The organism is Streptomyces sp. NBC_01077 (genome assembly GCF_045162855.1).
In the GTDB taxonomy this organism is placed as follows: Bacteria; Actinomycetota; Actinomycetes; order Streptomycetales; family Streptomycetaceae; genus Streptomyces.
This window is the reverse complement of sequence record NZ_CP108669.1, coordinates 8,638,097-8,659,500: the sequence shown is the minus strand read 5'-3', so window position 1 is coordinate 8,659,500 and position 21,404 is coordinate 8,638,097. Positions and strand designations below refer to the sequence as shown.

The 21,404-nt window shown below is 71.6% G+C and carries 16 protein-coding genes; 14 read left to right on the top strand and 2 right to left on the bottom strand.

Features of this window, described 5'->3' with window-relative positions:
- Positions 1 to 4: 4 nt before the first annotated feature.
- A complete protein-coding gene (locus tag OG462_RS38825) occupies positions 5 to 652 on the bottom strand; it encodes an alpha-ketoglutarate-dependent dioxygenase AlkB (protein ID WP_406065301.1) in 648 nt (215 codons plus the stop codon).
- Between the two features lie 718 nt (positions 653 to 1,370).
- On the opposite strand from OG462_RS38825, the gene OG462_RS38820 reads away from it, so the two are divergent.
- The 8 genes from OG462_RS38820 (at position 1,371) to OG462_RS38785 (ending at position 14,549) form a co-directional block, all read left to right on the top strand.
- The gene (locus OG462_RS38820; protein ID WP_406065300.1) at positions 1,371 to 2,849 is read left to right on the top strand and encodes a sugar transferase; all 1,479 of its coding nucleotides are present in this window, start codon (positions 1,371 to 1,373) and stop codon (positions 2,847 to 2,849) included.
- Positions 2,850 to 2,922: 73 nt separating this feature from the next.
- Positions 2,923 to 4,239 carry a nucleotide sugar dehydrogenase gene (locus OG462_RS38815; RefSeq protein ID WP_406065299.1) on the top strand — a complete coding sequence of 439 codons (1,317 nt, stop codon included), beginning with the start codon at positions 2,923 to 2,925 and terminating at the stop codon, positions 4,237 to 4,239.
- Entirely contained in the window at positions 4,229 to 5,509 is a 1,281-nt protein-coding gene (locus OG462_RS38810; protein ID WP_406065297.1) for a glycosyltransferase family 4 protein, read from the top strand. Before OG462_RS38815 ends, OG462_RS38810 begins: the two co-directional genes overlap by 11 nt.
- Positions 5,506 to 6,909 carry a Wzz/FepE/Etk N-terminal domain-containing protein gene (locus tag OG462_RS38805; protein ID WP_406065295.1) on the top strand — a complete coding sequence of 468 codons (1,404 nt, stop codon included), beginning with the start codon at positions 5,506 to 5,508 and terminating at the stop codon, positions 6,907 to 6,909. The genes OG462_RS38810 and OG462_RS38805 overlap by 4 nt, the downstream gene beginning before the upstream one ends.
- Positions 6,906 to 8,426: a Wzz/FepE/Etk N-terminal domain-containing protein gene (locus tag OG462_RS38800; RefSeq protein ID WP_406065293.1), complete on the top strand. Its 1,521-nt coding sequence runs from the start codon at positions 6,906 to 6,908 to the stop codon at positions 8,424 to 8,426. The genes OG462_RS38805 and OG462_RS38800 overlap by 4 nt, the downstream gene beginning before the upstream one ends.
- A 3-nt stretch (positions 8,427 to 8,429) precedes the next feature.
- On the top strand, positions 8,430 to 10,364 hold the full coding sequence (gene asnB, locus OG462_RS38795; RefSeq protein ID WP_406065291.1) for an asparagine synthase (glutamine-hydrolyzing): 1,935 nt from the start codon (positions 8,430 to 8,432) through the stop codon (positions 10,362 to 10,364).
- A 16-nt stretch (positions 10,365 to 10,380) separates the two neighbouring features.
- Positions 10,381 to 12,576 carry a bi-domain-containing oxidoreductase gene (locus tag OG462_RS38790; protein ID WP_406065289.1) on the top strand — a complete coding sequence of 732 codons (2,196 nt, stop codon included), beginning with the start codon at positions 10,381 to 10,383 and terminating at the stop codon, positions 12,574 to 12,576.
- On the top strand, positions 12,573 to 14,549 hold the full coding sequence (locus OG462_RS38785) for an alginate lyase family protein (RefSeq protein WP_406065287.1): 1,977 nt from the start codon (positions 12,573 to 12,575) through the stop codon (positions 14,547 to 14,549). The genes OG462_RS38790 and OG462_RS38785 overlap by 4 nt, the downstream gene beginning before the upstream one ends.
- Here OG462_RS38785 and OG462_RS38780 read toward each other — a convergent pair.
- Positions 14,539 to 14,829 carry a hypothetical protein gene (locus OG462_RS38780; RefSeq protein ID WP_406066878.1) on the bottom strand — a complete coding sequence of 97 codons (291 nt, stop codon included), beginning with the start codon at positions 14,827 to 14,829 and terminating at the stop codon, positions 14,539 to 14,541. The two genes, OG462_RS38785 and OG462_RS38780, sit on opposite strands and share 11 nt — an antisense overlap.
- Here OG462_RS38780 and OG462_RS38775 point away from each other — a divergent pair.
- From OG462_RS38775 to OG462_RS38750, 6 genes are read left to right on the top strand one after another with little or no spacing between them, the layout of a single operon-like run.
- Entirely contained in the window at positions 14,720 to 16,114 is a 1,395-nt protein-coding gene (locus tag OG462_RS38775; protein ID WP_406065285.1) for a right-handed parallel beta-helix repeat-containing protein, read from the top strand. The genes OG462_RS38780 and OG462_RS38775 overlap by 110 nt on opposite strands.
- Before the next feature lies 1 nt (position 16,115).
- The gene (locus tag OG462_RS38770) at positions 16,116 to 17,408 is read left to right on the top strand and encodes an O-antigen ligase domain-containing protein (RefSeq protein WP_406065283.1); all 1,293 of its coding nucleotides are present in this window, start codon (positions 16,116 to 16,118) and stop codon (positions 17,406 to 17,408) included.
- A 7-nt stretch (positions 17,409 to 17,415) separates the two neighbouring features.
- Positions 17,416 to 18,693, top strand: coding sequence for a glycosyltransferase (locus OG462_RS38765; RefSeq protein ID WP_406065281.1), 1,278 nt, complete (start codon positions 17,416 to 17,418; stop codon positions 18,691 to 18,693).
- Positions 18,690 to 19,925, top strand: coding sequence for a class I SAM-dependent methyltransferase (locus OG462_RS38760; RefSeq protein WP_406065279.1), 1,236 nt, complete (start codon positions 18,690 to 18,692; stop codon positions 19,923 to 19,925). The genes OG462_RS38765 and OG462_RS38760 overlap by 4 nt, the downstream gene beginning before the upstream one ends.
- Positions 19,922 to 20,758 (top strand): glucose-1-phosphate cytidylyltransferase, encoded by an 837-nt coding sequence (locus tag OG462_RS38755; protein WP_406065278.1) that lies wholly within the window; start codon positions 19,922 to 19,924, stop codon positions 20,756 to 20,758. Before OG462_RS38760 ends, OG462_RS38755 begins: the two co-directional genes overlap by 4 nt.
- On the top strand, positions 20,755 to 21,402 hold the full coding sequence (locus tag OG462_RS38750) for a PIG-L deacetylase family protein (RefSeq protein WP_406065276.1): 648 nt from the start codon (positions 20,755 to 20,757) through the stop codon (positions 21,400 to 21,402). Before OG462_RS38755 ends, OG462_RS38750 begins: the two co-directional genes overlap by 4 nt.
- Positions 21,403 to 21,404: the final 2 nt, after the last annotated feature.

Below are 21,404 nucleotides of genomic sequence, written 5' to 3'. Positions count from 1 at the left end.
GGGCTCAGCGGACTCCGCGCGGGCGGAACTGGACGCTGATGCGGGGCCCGACGGCGCGGCTCGTCTTGGGGACGGCATGGTCCCAGGTGCGCTGACAGGAGCCGCCCATCACCATGAGGTCGCCGTGGCCGAGCGGGAGACGGAGAGCCGTGGGACCGCCGGAGCGCGGGCGGAAGGCGAGGTCACGGGGGTCGCCGAGGGAGAGGATCGCGACCATCGTGTCGTGAGTGCCGGAGCGTCCGGTGCGGTCGCCGTGCCAGGCCACGCTGTCACGGCCGTCGCGGTAGAGGCAGAGACCGGCGGAGACGAAGGGTTCGCCGAGTTCGGGGCCGTAGTGGGAGCCGAGGATCCGCCGCGCCTCGGCGAGGGCGGGGTGCGGGAGGGGGACGCCCTCGCCGTAGTGGGCCAGGAGCCGGGGTACGGCGACCACGTTGTCGTACATCGGCCGCTCCTCGGCCCGCCAGGGCACGCCCGTGGCCAGCTCCTCGAAGAGGGCGTCGGAGCCGTGCAGCCATCCGGGAAGGTGGTCGACCCAGGCGCCGCCGTCCAGCGCCGTCCGCCGGAGGCCGTCGAAGGGGCCGAACCGGATGTCGTCGTCCTGATCGAAGAGGGAGCCCTGGAGTCCGGGCAGGGCGGGTCGCGCTGCGCTCATGGGTCCAGCGTAACCACTAACCGAACACGTGAGCGAATGAAATCGCTTGGAGCGGCCCTGCCCGTCCATCACGGCCGCACGATCTCCGCGCGACAGGTTAAAGAACAAGCCAAGCTCGGCCCGGCCGGCAGCGCCAGGACGCCCCGGGTTGCCGATGCTGACAGCCCGGTGAACTCCCGTCACCACAGGTCACACGGCACGTCTCCGTCGCCGAGGCACCACCGGGCGGTCACCCCTCGATAGATCCACCTTCAAAGGTTCAGCACAAATTCCGCACATACCTCTTCAGGCGGGCCCCGATGCTCTAGATTGACCATGCTTCACAAGCTCGGACACCAGGCGACAAATGATGATCTATCGATCCAGCGCTATGGACAGCCAGCAGTAGCCCCCCTGCGTCAGACGTGGGGTGATCAATTCTCGGAGCCCGACAGGGGCCTTGGGTGCGGGGGCACCCGAGATCTCAACGGGTTCTCGCGCCTCAAGACTCTGGCAGGGCAGGCGAGTCCGCCGTCGCCCCGGTGAGGGTGTTCAAGCAGCTCAGCAACAGCAGATACGTCATTCACGGGGTGGGCGGGTGCCTCCCGGAGGCAGGAACAGCGCGGCGCGGGGGGCGGGGGCCTCCCGGGGGGAGGACAGCGCGGGGGGCGGGGGCCTCCCGGGGGGAGGAACTGTGTGGAGCCAACACGTCGAGACCACTGGTGCCCTGGGGGGGTCCGTGCAGCAGGGGGAATTAGTCAGCCCGTTTCCAACGGCGCGCGGGCGTCTGGAGAACGGGGCGATCAGCCGGACCACGATCGACTGGGAGCAGCGGTACCGCCGTGCCGTGATCACCAGCGACATCGTGGTCACCGCCTTCGTCGTGGCGGCGATCGGCAGCTTCTTCGGTGTCCGGGACGCGGCCAACTGGCATGAGAAGTGGAGAATTCTCGCCTTCGGCACCGAGCTGCTGGTGCTGGGAGCGCTTGCGGTGAGCCGGTCATGGGCTCCGGCCGTGCTCGGCCAGGGCGCCGAGGAATTCCGTCGGCTCGGACGCTCGCTGTGCACGGCAGCCGTCGTCCTGGCGCTCCTCGGAATCGCCCTCACCTCGCGCAACATCAAGCTCTGGATCTTCGTCGCGATCCCGGTGATCGCGCTCATCACCATGACCGAGCGGTATCTGCTGCGCCTCTGGCTGCACAAACAGCGGAAGGAAGGACGGTGCCTGCGCCCGGTGCTCGCCGCCGGGAGCCCGGCCACCGTGCGCGACCTGATCACCCGAACCCGCAAGTTCCCGCACCTCGGCTGGCGGGTGGAGGCGGTGTGCACGGCGGACAGTCCCGGGCTCGACGGTGACCAACTGGACGGAGTGCCGGTCGTCGGCCGACTGGCCGACGTCGCGGGCCACGTCCGCCACAACGGCTACCGTGTCGTCGCGGTCACACCGGACCCGCACTGGTCACCGGACCGGCTGCAGCGGCTGGCCTGGAACCTCGAAGGCAGCGATGCCGAGATGGTCGTGGCCCCCGTGCTCATGGAGGTGGCCGGCCCACGGCTGCACGTCGACGCGGTGCTCGGGATCCCCCTGCTGCGGGTCAGCATGCCGACCTTCACCGGGGGACGCCGGGCGGTCAAAGAGGTCGTCGACCGGATGGGCGCGGCGGTCCTGCTGATGCTGTTCGCGCCGCTGCTGATACTCGTCGGGCTGCTCGTGATGGTGGACAGCCGGGGTGGGGCGGTCTACCGCCAGCGCAGGGTCGGCAAGGACGGCCGCGAGTTCACCATTCTCAAGTTCCGCACCATGGTCGTCGGGGCCGACGCGGCACGTGCCGAGCTGGCCCACCGCAACGAGGGCGCCGGCCTGCTGTTCAAGCTCCGCCGGGATCCGCGGGTGACCCGGGTGGGAACGGTGCTGCGCCGGTACTCGCTCGACGAGCTCCCGCAGCTCTTCAACGTACTCACCGGCTCGATGTCGCTGGTCGGTCCGCGGCCTCCGTTGCCGGAGGAGTCCGCCGCGTACGGCCCGGACATCCGGCGGCGGCTCCTCGTCAAGCCCGGGCTCACCGGCCTGTGGCAGATCAGCGGACGCAGCGACCTGCCGTGGGAGGAGGCGGTCCGGCTCGACCTGCGGTACGTGGAGGACTGGTCGCTCGCCCTCGACGCGGTGATTCTGTGGAAGACGCTGCGGGCGGTGCTCTACGGGCAGGGGGCCTACTGATGCGCGGGGGGCGTCGTCGGGTCGGCGCACATATGGCAGGCCACAAGGGCCTGCCCTGGGGGAGGAACGGGTCATGAGGGTCAGCGTCTTCGGGCTCGGCTACGTGGGCTGCGTGTCGGCCGCGTGCCTGGCCAGCCTCGGTCACGAGGTCATCGGGGTGGACGTGAACCAGGTGAAGGTCGACCTGGTCAACGACGGCAAGGCGCCGGTGGTCGAGGAGCGGATCGGCGAGCTCATCGCCGAGGTCGTGCGGGACGGACGGCTGCGCGCCACCGCCGACGTCCGCGAGGCGATCACGGGCAGCGAGGTGTCGCTGGTCTGCGTGGGTACTCCGTCGGAGCCCAACGGCAGCCTGTGCACCACGTACTTGGAGCGGGTCACCGAGGAGATCGGTGCCGCGGTGGCCGAGCGGGGCGGGCGGCAGACCGTCGTGTTCCGCAGCACCATGCTCCCGGGCACCTGCCTGAACCTGCTGGTGCCGATCCTCGAGAAGTACGTCGGCGGCACGGCCGGGGTGGACTTCGGGGTCGCGGTCAACCCGGAGTTCCTGCGCGAGGGCACGAGTGTGCGGGACTTCTTCGACCCGCCCAAGACCGTCATCGGCGAGCTCGACCCGGCAAGCGGCGACGTGGTGGCGGCGCTGTACGACGGATTGCCCGGCGAGGTGTTCCGGGTGCCGGTCCCGACGGCCGAGGCGATCAAGTACGCGGACAACGCGTTCCACGGCCTCAAGATCGGCTTCGCGAACGAGCTGGGCGCGGTGTGCCAGGCGCTCGGGGTGGACTCGCACCAGGTGATCGACGTGTTCCTGGCCGACCGCAAACTGAACATCAGCGCCGCCTACCTGCGGCCGGGCTTCGCCTTCGGTGGCTCCTGCCTGCCCAAGGACCTGCGCAGCCTGGTCCACGCGGCGCGGCGGGCCGACGTCTCGGTGCCCATCCTCGCCCACGTGCTCCCGTCCAACTCCGACCATCTGCAGCGCGCGGTGGAGCTCGTCGAGCGCACCGGCAAGCGCCGGGTGGGCATGTTCGGGCTGTCCTTCAAACCCGGCACCGACGACCTCCGCGAGAGCCCGCTCGTCGAGCTGGCGGAGAGGCTCTTCGGCAAGGGGTACGACCTTCGGATCTACGACCCCAACGTGAACCTCTCCCGGCTCCTCGGCGCGAACCGCGAGTACATCGAGACCCGGCTGCCGCACCTCGCGCAGCTGCTTGCGGAATCCGTCGACGAGGTGCTCGAACATGCCGAGGTATGCCTGGTCGGGACCAGGGATCCGGCCGTGCTGGCGGCGCTGCCCCATGGCGACGCCCCGGTGATCGTCGACCTCATCCACCTTCCCGACGCCGACGCGCGCCGGGCCGAACCGGGGTACGTGGGCCTTGCTTGGTGACACATCGTTCGGTGACACAGCCGGTGGCGACGGGCCGGTCCGGCGCGCGCTGATCCTGGTGGAGAACCTGTCGGTCCCGTTCGACCGGCGGGTGTGGCAGGAATGCACGACGCTGCGCGACGCGGGCTGGGAGGTGCATGTCATCTGTCCCCGGGGGGAGAAGCGGGACACGGAGCCGGAGGCGGAGATCGACGGGGTGCGGATCCACCGCTACCCGTTGCGTGCGGCCACCGGAGGTCCGGCCGGCTACCTGCGGGAGTACGGATCGGCGTTGTGGCACACGGTCCGGCTGGCCCGCAGGGTCGGCCCGGTCGACGTGGTCCACGCCTGCAATCCGCCGGACCTGCTGTTCCTGCCGGCCCTGTGGCTGAAGCGGCGGGGGGCGCGGTTCGTCTTCGACCAGCACGACCTGGTGCCCGAGCTGTACCTCTCCCGGTTCGACCGCGGTGAGGACCTCCTCTACCGCGCCGTGTGCGCGCTGGAACGGATGACCTACCGGGCCGCGGACGTCGTGCTCGCCACGAACGAGAGCTACCGGGACGTCGCGCTGCGCCGTGGGGGCCGACGGCCGGAAGACGTCTTCGTGGTCCGCAGCGCACCCGACATCGACCGGTTCCACCCGGTACCGCCCGAGCCGGAACTGAAGCGCGGCAAGCCTCATCTGCTGTGCTACCTCGGCGTCATGGGCCCGCAGGACGGCGTCGACTACGCCTTGCGGGCCCTCGCGAAGCTGCGCGACGAGCTCGGGCGGACCGACTGGCACGCGGTGTTCGTCGGCGCCGGCGACGCCTTCGACGCGATGGTCGAGCTGTCCCGGCAGCTCGGGCTCTCGGAGCAGGTGCAGTTCACCGGGCGCATTCCGGACGCGGACCTCGTGCGCTACCTGTCCACCGCGGACGTGTGCCTCTCCCCCGACCCGCGCAATCCGCTCAACGACGTGTCGACCATGAACAAGGTCCTGGAGTACATGGTGATGGGCCGGCCGATCGTCTCGTTCGACCTCCGGGAGGCGCGGGTCTCCGCCGGTGACGCCGCCGTCTACGCGTCCGCCGACGACGAGGCCGAGTTCGCCGGGCTCATCGCGCGGCTGCTCGACGATCCGGAGGAGCGGGCCCGGATGGGCAAGATCGGCCAGGAGCGGATCAGCGGGCAGCTCTCCTGGCGGCACTCGCAGCAATCGCTGCTGTCCGCCTACGCCGCCGCCTGCCGTGACCACACTCCCGTGTCAGTGAGCGGCCCGGTCCGGACGGGGAGAAGGCCGCGCCGTTGAGCGATGACACCATACGCCTGGTCACGATCGGGCGGATCATCCGTCGGCGCCGGCGGCTTCTCACGATCCTCGTCGTGGTGGGCGCGCTCGTCGGCTACGGCACCTCTCTGCTGTTCCCGCCGCGGTACACGACGTCGGCGTCGGTACTGCTGCCCGGGGCGTGGGAGGAGCGCGAACTGCTCACCCAGGCGGAGATCGTGACCAGTTCGGTGGTGGTCGACCGCGCGGCCGCCACGCTCGGCTGGGCCGGGGTCAGCGGCAGCGAGCTGCGGGAGCGGGTGAGCGCCAAGGCCGCCGACGGGAACATCATCAAGATCTCGGGCACGGCCGACACCCCGGAGCGCGCACAGCGACTCTCCGACCAGATGGCCCAGCAGTTCGTCACCTTCGCCGCGCAGATCGTGAGCGACAGCACCGACCCCGAAGCGGCGCGGCCCGAGGCACTGCGGAAGATGGTGGAGCAGACCACGCGCCGTATCGACGAGCTGGCCGACGCGGCCGGTCCGGGGCGGACCGTGGAGAGCGTGCAGACCCGCACCGAGCTCGCGAAGCTGCGCACCGCGCTCCAGGAGGCCGTGGACAAGCTGGACAAGGCCGGCCAGGCCGATCCGGCCGACGGCAGGGCCGACATGGTCGTCATGGGGCCGGCCGCCCGGCCGGCGGGCGAGGCACCGCCGACGAGGACGCAGCTCGTCGGCGGTGGAGCGCTGCTGTCCTTCCTGCTCGCGGTCATCGGTCATCTCGCCGCCGCGCGGGTGAGTCGCCGGCTGCGGACCGGGCCGGAGATCACCGCGGCGCTCGGCTCGGTGCTGCTCGGTACCGTCGACGTACCCGATGAACGGCCCGCGCACCGGCCGGAAGGCCGTGGCCCGCGGGCCCGGATCCGCCGACTCCTCGGCGTCGACATCCGGTGGGACATCCCGGCCCCGCAGACCTCCGGCGACGAGGACAGCAGGCAGATCCGCTACCGGCGGGTGTGCGCCCGCCTCCGGGACCGGCTGCCGGCCCCCCGGCGGCTGCTGGTCGTCGTCCCGGACGGCGACGAGATCGCCCGCCGGGCCGCCGGGCAGCTCGTCGCCGAGGCCGAGAACGATTCCTCCCCGAGCTCGTCGAGCAGGGAATTCCCCATGCTGCGGGTGGTGGGGGTCTCGGTGTCCCGGCCGATGGTGCCCGACGTCGACGACGCGTCCGGTGCCCTGGTCGTGCTCAGCGCGGGCAGCTGGACCGCGGGCGAGCTCGCCGGCATCGCCGAGGCGTGTGCCGACGCCGAGCACGAGGTCGTCGGCATCGTCCTCGCCGGCACGGTCTCGGCCCCTCCGACGCGGTCCGCCGGCCCCCCTAGGCATGCCGCCACGCCGGCGCTCGCGGTGGGCGATGACACGACGGGAGGTTCGCGGTGACGACGAGTACGACGTCGGAGTCGTCGGCCGCAGCTCCGCTCCTGGACCTGCAGGTGCTGGTGGTGGCGGTGCGCAGACGGCGGCGCCTCTGGTGTTCGGTGGCGCTGCTCGGACTTCTCCTCGGCGTGGCGGTGGCGGTCCTGCTGCCCCCACCGCCGACCGCGCTGACCAAAGTGCTGGTCGCGCATCAGGAGGACCAGCCGAACGACCCCGGGACACTGATCCGGACCGACGTCGCGCTGCTGCAGACCACGCGGATCGCCGACATGGCCCTGCGGTCCCTCAAGTCCCCGGAGAAACCGGAGGACTTCATGAAGGACTACGAGGGTGTCGGCCTGACCAACAACCTGCTGCGGATCGATGTGACCGGTGACAGCGACGCGGAAGCGGTTGCCCGCGCCCAGGCGCTGGCCGACGCGTTCGTCGCCGACCATGTGCGGCGGATACGGGAAGCCGCGAACGCCGAGGCCCAGGCCCTGCTCGACCAGCGTGACCGACTGCGGGACGACCTCGCCGAGGTCGACAAGTCGATCGGAGAGGGATCGTCGGAGAGCGGGCCGAAGACGTCGGCGAACATGGAGTCGCTCTTCGCCCGCCGGGCCGAACTCACCTCGCAGATCTCCGATTTCGGCCGGCGCGCCGCGGAGGCACGCATCGGCACGCCCCAGCTCATCGCCCGCACACAGATCGTGGACGCCCCACGCCCGGTACGGCACTCCCTGCCCAGGACCGCTGCCACCGACGGCGCGATCGGGCTCGCCCTCGGACTCGCCCTCGGACTCGCGGTGGCCGCGGTCGGCGCGGTGGTGGCGGACCGCCCCGTGCTGCGCCGGGAGATCGCGGCGAACCTCGGCTCCTCGGTCATCGCCGAACTTCCCGGCCGTCCGGCCAGGTTGTGGCGGCGTCGGCGAATCCGGGCGGCACACGAACGGCTCGCCGCGTCCCTGGCACGCACCGTGCGCGGCTCCGCGGAACCGGTGTCGCTGCTGGAACTGGGCTGTGTGCGCAGCACGAGCGTGATCGCCCTGGATCTCGCCGGGGCACTGGCGGCGGACGGGCCCGTGGCCATCATCGATGGTCTGCCGGGCCTCAGGCTTGCCCACCGCCGCCCGAAGCCGGGAGACCCCACCGTGGTCAGCGCCGACCGTGCCGCGTCCGTCCCGCATCAGCAGCGGCGTCTCGGCGTCGGCTCGGTGGCGCCCGGCGCGGCGTGGCCCGATCTCCAGTACCTCGGCACGCGGACGGTCCTCGTCGTGCGTGCCGGGCACGGCAGTGCCGCTTGGCTGCACACCGTGGCACGGCAGCTCGCGGACCAGCGCATCGCGGTGATCGGTGTGGTGTTGATCGACCCCGATCCGCGCGACCGTACCGACGGCACGCTGTGGGACGGGCCGCACGCCGCGCCGCGCGGCCGGAACGAGCGGGCGGCCCGGCAGAACGGGACGGACCGGCGGCGGACGGACCGGCTGCCGATGTGGGCGGCACGGGTCCCGGACAGCGACCAGGAGGGACAGTAGGACATGTGTGGCATCGCAGGCACGTACCGATGGCCGGACGGGAAGGTCGTGACCGACCGGCTCACCGACACCCTCGCCCACCGCGGTCCGGACGGGGCGGGCCGGTACAGCCACCGCGCCGGTGACGGCGAAGTGCACCTCGGGCACCGCCGGCTGGCCATCGTCGACCTGTCCGAGACCGGCGCCCAGCCGATGGTCTCGGACGGCCTCGTCCTGACGTACAACGGCGAGCTGTACAACGCGCCCGAGCTGCGTGCCGAGCTGGCAGCCGCCGGGGTGCGCTTCCGCGGTACGTCCGACACCGAAGTGCTCCTCGAGGCCTGGCGGCGCTGGGGCACGGACTGCCTGCCGCGGCTGCGCGGCATGTTCGCGTTCGGGATCTTCGACGAGCGCACCGGTGACCTGGTGCTCGCCCGTGACCAACTCGGCATCAAGCCGCTGTTCCTGCTCCGGCGCGGTGAGGGCCTGGTGTTCGCCTCCGAGCTCAAGGCGCTCACCGCCGCCACCGGCGGGTCGCTGGAGGTGGACCATGCGGCGCTGGTGGCCTCACTGCTGTACTACTGGGTGCCGGACTCACGGTGCGCGTACCGCGAGGCGGAGAAGCTGCCGCCGGGGAGCTGGCTCCGGTGCCGGCCCGACGGCCGTGTGGAGCGCGGCCGGTTCTGGCACCTCCGGGACGTCGCCGCCGAGGGCCGGGAGCGGGCCCGGAGCGGCGAGCTGCCGGACATCGCTGCCATCGTCGAGGAGTCGACCCGCCGCCACCTGCTCTCCGACGTACCCGTGGCGACGTTCCTCTCCGGCGGGCTCGACTCCAGCTACCTGACCGCGCTGGCGGCCCGCGACCGCCCCGGGATCTCCGCCTACACGATCGGGTTCCGTGCCGAGGACGCCAAGTTCGAGGCGATGCCGGACGATCTGCGCTATGCCCGGCAGGTGGCCGAGCGGTTCGGCGTCGACCTGCACGAGATCGAGATCGCCCCGAACGTGCTCGACCTGCTGCCGCAGATGACGCACACCCTGGACGAGCCGATCGGCGACCCGGCCGCGATCAACACGTTCCTGATCTGTTCGGCCGCCCGGGAGGCCGGAGTCAAGGTCATGCTCTCCGGGATGGGCGCCGACGAGCTGTTCGCCGGTTACCGCAAGCACCTGGCCAACCTGATCGCGCTGCGCTATCAGCGCGTCCCGCGGCCCCTGCGGCGCGGCCTGTCCGCGACGGTGGACCGGCTGCCGGTCGCCACGGCCCGCCGGGGGTACCGGTCGGTGCGCTTCGCGAAGCGGTTCCTCTCCTTCGCCGACCTGCCGGAGGAGACCGCGTTCCGGCGCAGCTACACCATGTACGACCAGGACGAGCTGCTCGCCCTGGTCAATCCGGACCTGGCCGGCACGGTCGATGACGTGCTGACCGAACACGCGGACATCTACCAGGACAACGACCTCGACGACTTCGTCAACCGCATGTGCCTGGGCGACGCCCGGATGTTCCTGCCGGGCCTGAACCTCGCGTACACGGACCGGTCGAGCATGGCCGCGTCGACCGAGGTACGGGTGCCGTACGTGGACGTCGAGGTGGTCAAGGCGGCGTTCGCCGTGCCCGGTGATCGCAAGATCGTCGGACGGCAGGGCAAGGCCGTCCTCAAGGAGGCGGCCTCCTCGATCCTGCCCAGGGAGATCGTGTACCGGCCCAAGGGCCTGTTCAGCGCCCCGCTGCGCGCCTGGATGAGCCGGGATCTGGCACCGCTGGTGCGCGAGGTGGTGCACGACGGCGTGCTCGTCCGTTCCGGGTTCCTGCGCCGCGACGCGCTGGCGCGGATGGTCGCCGAGGACGCCGCCGGGCAGCGGGACTTCTCCAAGCATCTGTGGCATGTGCTGACCCTCGAGTACTGGTATCGCGGCGCGACCTCCGGGTCCGGCGGGCACGCGCGCTGGACGGCTTAGAAACAAGGGGACTTCGGTGAAACAGGTTGTGCAGAACTACAAGAGCGGCGAGCTGGCGGTGCTCGACGTACCGGTGCCGGGATGCAAGCCGGGTGGTGTGCTGGTCCGCAGCGCCTACTCGCTGATATCCACCGGGACCGAGCTCATGAAGGTGTCCGAGGCGGGCATGTCGATGCTGGGCAAGGCCCGCTCCCGCCCGGACCAGGTGGCCAAGGTCATGCAGAGCGTGGCCACCAACGGGGTGTCCGCCACCTACCAGAAGGTGATGGGCAAGCTGGACTCCTACACGCCGCTGGGCTACTCGCTGTGCGGGGTGGTCGAGCAGGTCGGCCCCGGGATCGACGATGTGGCGGTCGGTGACCTCGTGGCCTGCGCCGGCAATGAGCACGCGTTGCATGCCGAGCTGAACTGGGTGCCGAAGAACCTCTACGCCCGGGTTCCGGACGGCCTCGCGCCGCGCCACGCGGCCTTCGGCACCGTCGGGTCGATCGCGATGCAGGGCGTCCGCCGCGGCGAGCCACAGCTCGGCGAAGTGGCCCTGGTCATCGGCCTCGGGCTGATCGGTCAGCTGGTGGTGCAGCTCCTCGTCGCCTCGGGGGTCCGCGTCGTCGGGGTCGACCCCGACCCGGAACGCTGCGAGCTCGCCGAGCGCCTGGGCGCCGCGGCCTGCGGCGATCCCGCGTCCGCGGCCGTGGAAGCCGCCGTCGCCGAACTCACCGGCGGTCACGGCGTGGACCAGGTGTACCTGGCCGCCGGGGGCGGCAGCAACCAGCCCGTCGAGCTGGCCGCACGGTTGTGCCGGGACCGCGGCCGGGTCGTCGACATCGGCAAGTGCCGCCTGGACCTGCCGTGGAACGCGTACTACGAGAAAGAGCTCGACGTCCGGTTCTCCCGCTCGTACGGCCCCGGGCGCTACGACCCGGAGTACGAGCTCGAGGGGCGGGACTACCCGATCGGCTATGTGCGCTGGACCGAGCGCCGCAACCTGGCGTGCTTCCTCGATCTCCTGGCCCGCGGCAGTGTCGACGTGGAGCCCCTGGTCTCCCACGTCGCCGACTTCGATGACGCCGTCGAGACGTACCGGCGTCTGAAGGACGGCGAACTGAAGGCCGTGGCCGTGCTGTTCCGGTACCCCGGCCTCCCCGACCGAGCCGCGGAGGCGGAGGCCCCGGCGGTGGCCGTGCCCGCGGTGCGGCGCAGCGGTGGAGTGCCCGCCCCGGCCCGGCCGGCCACGTCGCCGGTGCGCCTCGCGTTCGTCGGCGCGGGCAACTACGCGACGTCGATGCTGCTGCCGCACCTGGCCCGGCGCGACGGCGTCGAGTTGTCCACCGTCGTCACCACGACGGCGCTGTCCGCAGCCAACGCGCAAAGGAAGTTCGGCTTCGCCGAGGCGACCACCGATCTCGACGCCGTGCTCGGCGACAAGTCCATCGACGCGGTGTTCGTCGTCACCCGGCACAGCTCGCACGCCGAACTGACCCGCAAGGCGCTCCTCGCCGGCAAGTCGGTGTTCGTGGAGAAGCCGCTGGCCCTCACCGAGGACGAGCTGGCCGGCGTACTCGCGGCGGTGGAGGAGTCCGGCAACGACCGGCTGCAGGTCGGCTTCAACCGCCGGTTCGCGCCGCTGCTGCAGGAGGCCAGGCAGCGGTTCGGCGCCCGGACCGGTCCGGCGAGCCTCCGCTACCTGGTCAACGCGGGCCGACTGCAGCACGGCAGCTGGTACCTCCGGCAGGGCACCGAGGGCTCGCGCTTCGCCGGCGAGGGCGGACACTTCATCGATACGGCGAGCTGGCTGCTCGAGTCCGACCCGGTCTCGGTGTACGCGGTCGCCACGCCCGGCAACGAAGACCTTCAGGTCGTGCTGCGCTACCCGGACGAGTCCACCGCCACCATCAGCTACGTCACCACCGGCGCGGCCGGCTTCCCCAAGGAGACGCTGGACCTGATCGCGGACGGCAAGGTGCTGCGACTCGACGACTTCGTCCGCGCCTCCGTCCACGATGCCCGCAGCCGGCGGTGGGTCAGCTCGCGGCTGCCCAAGGCCCGGAACAAGGGCCAGTCCGCCGAGCTGGCCGCGTTCATCAAGGCCGTACGGACCGGCGGGCCGATGCCGGTGACGCTGGAGTCGCTGGTCGCCACCACGGCGGCCACCCTCGCCGTGCAGGCCGGCCTGGCCGGCGGCGCACCGGTGACGTTGGCGAGGGGGCGATGACGGTGAGCTCGGGGAGTCCGGGCTGGTACCTGCGGCGGTTGTCCCGGATGGAACCGCGGGAGGTCGGCGGCCGGGTGAGCGACGCGGTGCGCAGGCGTCGGTGGCGGGCGGCGCTGCCGGACTGCCCGAGGGTGACCGGCGCCCGGTTCACCGCGGTACTGCCCGCCGGGACGATCGCCGCGGTGCCCCCGGACGCCGCGAAACGTCTCGTCGCCGAGGCGGACCGGCTGATGGCCGGGCACGCCGAGTATTTCGGGGTGGACCGCGACGACCTGGCCGACCCGGACTGGTGGTACGACCCGAAGACCGGGCGCCGGGCTCCGTGGGGGTACGCCTTCGACGTGCCGTACCGGAACGAGGACGCGGTCGGGGACATCAAGCAGATCTGGGAGCTGTCCCGGCATCAGTACCTCACCGTGCTCGCCGCCGCGTACGCGATCACCGGGGACGAGCGGTACGCCGAGCGAGTGGCCAAGCACCTGCGGTTGTGGTGGGCGGCCAACGCTCCGTTGCGCGGAGTGCACTGGATCAGCGGCATCGAGCTGGGGATCCGGCTGCTTTCCTGGGTGTGGATCCGTCGGCTGCTCGACGGCTGGCCGGGCGCGGCCGGGCTGTTCGAGGGCAACCCGGTGGCGCTGAAACAGATCTGGCACCACCAGCGCTGGCTGGCCGCCTTCCCCAGCCGGGGGTCTTCGGCGAACAACCACGTCATCGCCGAGGCCGCCGGACAGTTCGCCGCGGCCTGCGCGTTCGGGTGGTTCCCCTCCTCGGCGGGTTGGCGAGCCGGAGCGCTGCGGTCGCTGGAGCGGCATCTGCGGAGCAACACCTTCGACTCCGGCCTCAACCGCGAGTTGGCCACCGAGTACCACGGACTCGTGCTTGAGCTCGGCCTGGCCGCGGTGGCCGAGGCGGATGCCGCCGGCGTGCCGGTCCCCGCTTCGGTCCGGCTGGTGCTGCTGCGGATGACCGACGCGCTCGCGGCCATCGTGGACGGCCGGTTGCGGCCGCCGCGCCAGGGGGACGCAGACGACGGGCACGGTCTGATCGTGGACGGCACGGGCACCGACCGCTGGGGCTCGCTGCTCGCCACCGGGGAGGCCGTGTTCGGCCGACTCCCCTGGTGGCCGACAGTGATCGGCACCGATGTGCGCACCCCGCTCCTTGCCGCGCTCATCCGGCCGTACTCGGAGAGTGGAACCGCGCCGGCCGTGACGCGTCCGGCAAGCCGGCCCGCCCACTTCGCCGACGCGGGCATGACCATTCTGCGCGGTCCGGCGGAGATCTGGTGCCGCTGCGACGGGGGCCCGCACGGGTTCCTGTCGATCGCCGCGCATGCCCACGCGGACGCGCTGTCCGTGGAGGTCCGGCACGACGGGGTCGACGTCCTCGCCGACCCGGGGACGTTCTGCTACCACGGGCAGCCCGAGTGGCGGCAGTACTTCCGGTCGACCCTCGGCCACAACACCCTGCAGTGGGACGGCGGTGACCAGTCCGTCTCCGGTGGCCCGTTCCTGTGGACCCGGCACGCCCGCAGCCGCGTCCTGGTCGCGGACACGGCCGACGCCTCCGACGGGGGGACGGCCCGCTGGAGCGCCGAGCACGACGGTTACCAGCGCTCCGTGCACCGCCGCCGGGTGGAGCTGACCGCCGCGAGCCGGGAGCTGCGCGTGGTCGACGAGGTCCTCGGCGAGCGCGGGCCCGTGCGTCTGGCGTTCCACCTCGGCCCGGCGATCGCCGCGGACCTGATGGGGAACCGCGCGGTGCTCACCTGGACCCGGGACGGCGAGGACCGCTCCGCGGTGCTCGACCTGCCCGGGCAGCTGTCCTGGCGGGCGCATCGCGGCGAGACCCACCCGCCGCTGGGCTGGTACTCCGCCGGCTTCGGACGCAAGGAACCCTCCACCACGCTGGTCGGCACCGGTTTCGCCGACGGCGCGGAGGGGTTCACCACCGTGCTCGGGTTCAGCGGCTAGGGGGAGGCGTGGTGATCGAGTGGCGGCGCTGGGCGTTGCCGGTGGCGGCGCTGGCGCTGGTCCTGCCGGCGGCGACCGGCTGTACGAGCATGTCGGACGCCCCGGCGGAGCCCTCCGGGACGCCCGCCACATCCGGGACGCCCGCCACATCCGGCACGCCCTCCACGTCCGTGGCCCGGGTGTGCGAGCAGCCCGCGGCCGGGCCGGCGAAGGCGCCGCCGGGCGCGGTGACCGTCGACCCCTCGGTGGTCGGCGACCTGGCCGCGAAGACCGAGAGCAGCCCCCCGAACACCACGTTCTGGCTGCGACCGGGCAAGCACAGACTCGAGCCGGACCGCTACGCCCAGGTCATGCCCAAGGAGGGGAACCGGTACCTCGGCGCGCCGGGCGCGGTGCTCGACGGCCGGAAGATCAACCAGTACGCGTTCAGCGGTACCGCCCGCAAGGTGACCATCCGCCACCTGACCGTGGAACGTTTCGTCGCGCCGCACAACGAGGGCGTCGTCAACCATGACATGGCCGACGAGTGGGTGATCGAGCACGCGACCGTCCAGTACAACTCCGGCGCCGGGCTGATGGCCGGTGCTCGCCAGCAGGTCCGTGCGAGCTGCCTGCGCGGCAACGGACAGTACGGGATGAACGCATACAAGACCGGTGACTCCATCCGCGGCCTGGTGGTCGAGGGCAACGAGATCGTGGGCAACAACACCGACGACTGGGAGCGGCGGCAGCCGGGCTGCGGCTGCACGGGGGGCATCAAGTTCTGGGCCGTCGACGGTGCCGACGTACGCGGCAACTGGGTGCACGACAACCGCGGAGCCGGGTTGTGGGCGGACAACAACAACAACGACTTCCTCATCGAGGACAACGTCCTCGATGCCAACGACGGTGCCGCGCTGATGTACGAGACCAGCTACAACGCGGTCATCCGGAACAACGTGATCCGGCGGAACAACTGGGTCGAGGGCCGCACGTACGCCGACCAGGGCGACGACTTCCCGTACGGGACCGTCTACGTGTCCGAGGCCGGCGGCGAACCACGGGTCCCGGCCCGCACGGACAGGATCGAGATCTACCGGAACGTGCTGGAGAACAACTGGAACGGGATCACCCTGTGGGAGGACGCCGACCGGTTCTGCAACAGCCCGTCCAACACCTCGACCGGTTACTGCACGTTGCTGGTGAAGGACACCGACCGCTGCGCGCAGCCGGCGATCGCCGGCGCACCGCTGTACGGCGACTGCCGGTGGAAGACCCAGCGGGTGGACATCCACGGCAACCACTTCCTGCTGGACCCGTCCGTCGTGAAGTGCACGGTGGAGTGCGGCCGCATGGCGGTGCTGGCCAACGACGGCACCTCTCCCGACTGGTCGCCGTACCGGGGCAAGCGGGTGGCCGAGGCGATCACCCACGAACAGCAGAACCGCTGGCACGACAACGTCTACCGCGGACCGTGGAGCTTTGTCGCCGACGGACCGGGCCGGAAGCTCGACGCCGGGCAGTGGCAGGGCACCCCGTACCGGCAGGACGCGGGCAGCACCTTCCACCCACAGGCCGGTGGTTGAGATGGGCGGAGACCTGAGGCGCGGTGGGCTGCCGGGCGGACCGGACGCGGCCGGCACGCGGCCCGATGCCGCACCACGCGCCGGCGGCACTCCGAAGGCCGTCGGGATCGTCTGGGCCTTGCTGGGCCTCAACACGCTCGGCTCCGCCGGGGCGCAGACCGTCGTCCCGATCCCCCGCTCCCTGATCCAGATGGCCACCATGGGCGCGCTGGTCGCCGCGTTCGCTCTGGCGCTCGCGCTCAATCCCCGGCTGAACATCCGAGCCAGCGCCTTCGTGTTCCTGCTCACCCTGCTGCTGGTACCGAGCGTGATCTCCAGCGTGCAGCTGGACGTCGGGTTCGGCGCGCTGTTCCGCTGCGCCCGGCTGGCTCTCTTCGTGGGCACGCTGTGGCTGCTCAGCCGTTGGTGGGACGGCAGCCTGACGTTCGTCCGGTACCACATCAGGATGTACTTCGCGGTACTCGGGCTGGTGGCCGCGGGTCTGGTCGTCTCACCGGCCACGGCCATGCCCGAGTACTACGGCGGGCGGCTCGTCGGCGCGTTGTGGCCGCTCACCCCGCCGCAGATCGGACAGTACTCCGCGGTGGTCATCGGGCTCACCGTGCTGCTCCTCCTCGGCCGCCGGATCGACAGGACCAGCGCGGTGGTGCTCATCGTGCCGTCGCTCGTCCTGCTCGCGCTGACCCATACCCGGACGGCCACGCTCGGCATGCTCATCGGGTTGGTGCTGGGGATCGGCTCGCTCATCCTGACCAGCGCAGCCGCCCGCCGGGTCTTCGCCTGGGCGGTGCTGTGCGCCACGGTGGCCGCGGTGGTGTTCAGCTCCGCGCTGCGGGCGTGGTTCCTGCGCGGACAGAGCCAGGAGAACTTCGCCAACCTCACCGGTCGGGCCAAGGTCTGGGACGCCCTGCTCGCAGCGCCACGGACGACCGGGGAGAAGGTGTTCGGCACGGGCCTGGGCGACAAGTCGTTCGACGGGCTGCCGATCGACAACAGCTGGCTGGCCGTCTACGACGAGCAGGGCCTGATCGGCCTCACCATCGTGGCGGCGATCATCGCCGTGCTGGGCGGCGTCGCGTTGCTGCGGCCGCCGTCGCTGCCGAGGGCCTGCGCGATCTTCCTGATCAGCTACTGCGCGCTCTCGTCGTACACCGAGGTCGGGCTCGGCGACGCCTCGGCATATCTGCTCCATCTGGCCCTGGCCGCCTCGCTGCTCGCGGCACCCGCCGCGGCGACGCCGCTCCCGACGACCGACAGCCCTCGACGACGTATCCCGCGATGGGCCCGGAGGTGACCTGAGCATGCATGTCCTGGTGGTGCACAACCGATACTCCTCGGCGCAGCCGAGCGGGGAGAACAGGGTCGTCGACGAGGAGGTGGGGCTGCTGCGCTCGGCCGGCCACCGGGTCGACGTGTTCGAGCGGCGCAGCGACGACATCGCCGCCCGGTCCCTGCTCGGCAAGGCCGCGGTGCCGCTGCTCGTGCCGTGGAACCCGGCGGTCCGCACGGAGCTCGCCGCCCGGCTCCGCGCCGAGCGGCCGGATGTGGTGCATGTCCACAACGTCTTCCCGCTGCTGTCGCCCGCGGTCCTCGCCGCCTGCGCCGACGCCGACGTGCCCGTCGTCGCCACTCTGCACAACTACACCCAGGTCTGCCCGCCCGGCACGCTGCACCGGGACGGCCGGCAGTGCACCGAGTGCGTCGGGTCGGTGGCGTCGCTGCCCGCGGTCCGGCACGGCTGCTACCGGAACTCCCGGCTTGCGACGGTTCCGCTCGCGGTCAGCCTGTCGGTCAACCGGCGGCGGTGGTGGTCCGGCGTGGAGCGGTTCTTCTGCATCTCCGCGGCGCAGCGCGACGTGCTGGTGCGGTCCGGCATGCCACCCGAACGGCTTGCGGTGAAGCACAACTTCGTGCCCGACCCGGGCATGCGCCGAGCGGGCGCCGGCGAGCAGCTGCTCTTTCTCGGCCGACTCGCGGAGGCCAAGGGCGTGCGGCTGCTCATGGCCGCGTGGGACGAGATCGCCGCGGACGGCGGTGTGGACGTGCCGCTCGTGATCGCCGGCGCGGGGCCACTGGAGCGGGAGGTGACCGCCTGGGCGGCGGGCCGGGACGACGTGCGGTACGCCGGCCTGTGGGACCCGGCGGAGTGCCGGCGGGCCGTCGCGCGGTCGGTCGCCGTGGTGGCCCCCTCGATGTCCCTGGAGACGTTCGGCCTGGTCGTCGCGGAGGCGATGGCGGCGGGGGTCCCGGCCGTCGCCGCCGGTCACGGCGCCTTCGTCGAGCTCGTCGAGGACGGGGTGACCGGGCTGCTGCACCGGCCGGGCGAGCCCGCCTCGCTCGCGTCCCGCATACGCCGGATCGCGGCCGAGCCGGACCGCAACCAGGAGATGGGCCGGGCGGCCCGGCGCCGTTACGAGCAGGGGTTCAGCCCGGCCGTCGGGCTCGAACGTCTGGTGGAGGAGTACCGCACCGCGATCGCGGGTCGGTCCGGTGGCGCGGACAGCGCGCCACCGGCAGGGAACGAAAACACTGGCTCGCGGCGGGGCACCCGCGCGAGCGGGGATGGGGGCAGTAGATGACAGGTTGCCGACTCTGCGGTTCGACGGCGCTGGCCGGCGTCGTCGATCTCGGGGCGACCCCGCCGTGCGAGAGCTTTCTCGCCGCGGACCAACTGGACCAACCGGAGCCGGCGTACCCGCTGCACCTGCGGGTCTGCACCGAATGCTGGCTCGCGCAGATACCTCCGCTGATCACGCCCGAGGAGACGTTCAAGGAGTACGCGTACTTCTCCTCCTACTCGACCTCCTGGGTGGAGCACGCCCGTACGTTCGTCGACGACGCCGCACAGCGGGTGGGGCTCGGCCCGGACGCCTTCGTGGTCGAAGTGGCGAGCAACGACGGGTACTTGCTGAAGCACGTGGTGGACCGCGGGATCCGCTGCCTCGGCATCGAGCCGTCGGTGAACGTCGGCGCCGCTGCGCGGGACGCGGGTGTGCCCACGCTCACGGAGTTCCTGGACCCGGCCACCGGCTCGGCCGTCCGCGCCGAACACGGCCCGGCGGACCTGGTCGTGGCCAACAACGTGTACGCGCACATCCCCGACGTCGTCGGGTTCACCCGGGGGCTGCGTGCCCTGGTCGCCGACGACGGCTGGGTCTCCATCGAGGTGCAGCACCTGCTGACCCTGATCGAGGAGAACCAGTACGACACGATCTACCACGAGCACTTCCAGTACTACACGGTCGCGTCCGCGATCCGGGCGCTCGCGAGCGGCGGTCTCGCGCTCGTGGACGTCGAGCTGCTGCCCACGCACGGCGGCTCCATCCGGCTGTGGGCCCGGCCGGTAGAGGTGGCCGGTGAGCCGACCCGGCAGGTGGCCGACGTGTTGGCCCGGGAGAAGGCCGCCGGGCTGCAGGAGCTGTCCGGGTACACCGAGTTCTCCGCCCGGGTGGCCAAGGTGCGCCGGGACCTCCTGCGGTTCCTCATCGAGGCGGCCGAGCGCGGCGAGACGGTCGTCGGCTACGGCGCCCCGGGCAAGGGCAACACCCTGCTCAACCACTGCGGCATCCGGCCCGACCTGCTCCCGTACACCGTCGACCGCAACCCCTACAAGCACGGCAGGTTCACCCCGGGCACCCGCATCCCGATCCTGTCGCCCGAGCAGATCGGCATCGACCGGCCCGACTACGTCCTCGTTCTCCCGTGGAACCTGCGGGCCGAGCTGGTCGAGCAACTGTCCTTCGTTCACGACTGGGGCGGCCGGCTGGTCTTCCCCATCCCGGAACTGAGCATTGTCGAGGTCACGGCATGAAGGTCGTACTGTTCTGCGGCGGGTACGGGCTGCGCATGCGCAGCGGAGCCTCCGACGACATCCCCAAGCCGATGGCGATGGTGGGCCCGCGGCCGCTGATCTGGCACGTCATGCGCTACTACGCGTCCTTCGGGCACACGGAGTTCATCCTGTGTCTCGGGTACGGGGCTCACCACATCAAGAACTTCTTCCTCAACTACGAGGAGACGACGTCCAACGACTTCGTGCTGCGGGGCGGGCGGACCGAGCTGCTGTCCACCGACATAGCCGACTGGACGATCACCTTCGCGCAGACCGGCATCGAGTCGCCGATCGGGGAGCGGCTGCGCCGGGTGCGGCACCATCTGGACGGCGACGAGATGTTCCTCGCCAACTACGCCGACGTGCTCACCGACGCCCCGCTGCCGGAGATGATCGATCGGTTCGCCGGGCGCGACGCCGGTGCCTCGATGATGGTGGTGCCGCCGCAGTCGTCGTTCCACTGCGTGGAGTTGGGCGAGGACGGCCTGGTGGGGGGCATCACCGCGGTGAGCGATATGCCGCTGTGGGAGAACGGCGGCTACTTCGTGCTCCGCCAGGAGGTCTTCGACCACATCCCGGAGAACGGCGACCTGGTCGCCGATGGATGTGCCCAACTGGCCAAGCGTGGACGGCTGGTGGCGCATCAGCACCGCGGATTCTGGAAGCCGACCGACACCGTGAAGGAGCGGGCCGCACTCGACGAGGCCTACGCCCGGGGCGACCGCCCGTGGGCCGTGTGGGAACGGGACGGCGCGGGGGCGAGGGTGCACCAGCAGCACAGCAGCGGGCACGGCGCCGGAGCGAGAGCGTGATCCGGCTCGGGTCGGGGCGCCTGGACCGGATCGTCGCGGTGGGCGCGCACTGCGACGACATCGCCATCGGCGCCGGCGGCACGCTGCTGACGCTCTGCCTCGCGCGGCCGGGTGTCCGGGTCGACGCGCTGGTGCTCTCCGGTGGTGGCAGCGAGCGGGAGGAGGAGGAGCGGGCCGCGCTCGCCGCCTTCTGCCCGGGCGCCGACCTGCGGCTGACCGTGCTCAAGCTGCCGGACGGCCGGATGCCCGCGCACTGGGAGGAGGCCAAGGCCGCGGTCGAGGAACTGCGCGAGCGGACCGAGCCTGATCTCGTCCTCGCGCCGCGTACCGATGACGCGCACCAGGACCACCGCGGCCTGGCGCGGCTGCTGCCCACCGCCTTCCGCGACCACCTCGTGCTCGGCTACGAGATCGTCAAGTGGGACGGCGATCTCGGCCGTCCGGCGGCGTACCAGCCGCTGTCGCCGGAGATCGCCGAACAGAAGGTGCGGCTGTTGCAGGAGCACTACGCCTCGCAACGGCACCGTCCCTGGTACGACCGGGAGGCCTTCCTCGGCCTCGCGCGGATCCGCGGCATCGAATGCCACGCGCGTTACGCCGAGGCGTTCGCCGTCACCAAACTCACTCTCGACCTGGGGGAATGAAC

Coding starts and splice junctions, on each gene's coding strand:
- OG462_RS38825 (WP_406065301.1), bottom strand. CDS start 652: ATGAGCGCAGCGCGACCCGCCCTGCCCGGACTCCAGGGCTCCCTCTTC.
- OG462_RS38815 (WP_406065299.1), top strand. CDS start 2,923: ATGAGGGTCAGCGTCTTCGGGCTCGGCTACGTGGGCTGCGTGTCGGCC.
- asnB (WP_406065291.1), top strand. CDS start 8,430: ATGTGTGGCATCGCAGGCACGTACCGATGGCCGGACGGGAAGGTCGTG.
- OG462_RS38785 (WP_406065287.1), top strand. CDS start 12,573: ATGACGGTGAGCTCGGGGAGTCCGGGCTGGTACCTGCGGCGGTTGTCC.
- OG462_RS38770 (WP_406065283.1), top strand. CDS start 16,116: ATGGGCGGAGACCTGAGGCGCGGTGGGCTGCCGGGCGGACCGGACGCG.
- OG462_RS38765 (WP_406065281.1), top strand. CDS start 17,416: ATGCATGTCCTGGTGGTGCACAACCGATACTCCTCGGCGCAGCCGAGC.
- OG462_RS38760 (WP_406065279.1), top strand. CDS start 18,690: ATGACAGGTTGCCGACTCTGCGGTTCGACGGCGCTGGCCGGCGTCGTC.
- OG462_RS38755 (WP_406065278.1), top strand. CDS start 19,922: ATGAAGGTCGTACTGTTCTGCGGCGGGTACGGGCTGCGCATGCGCAGC.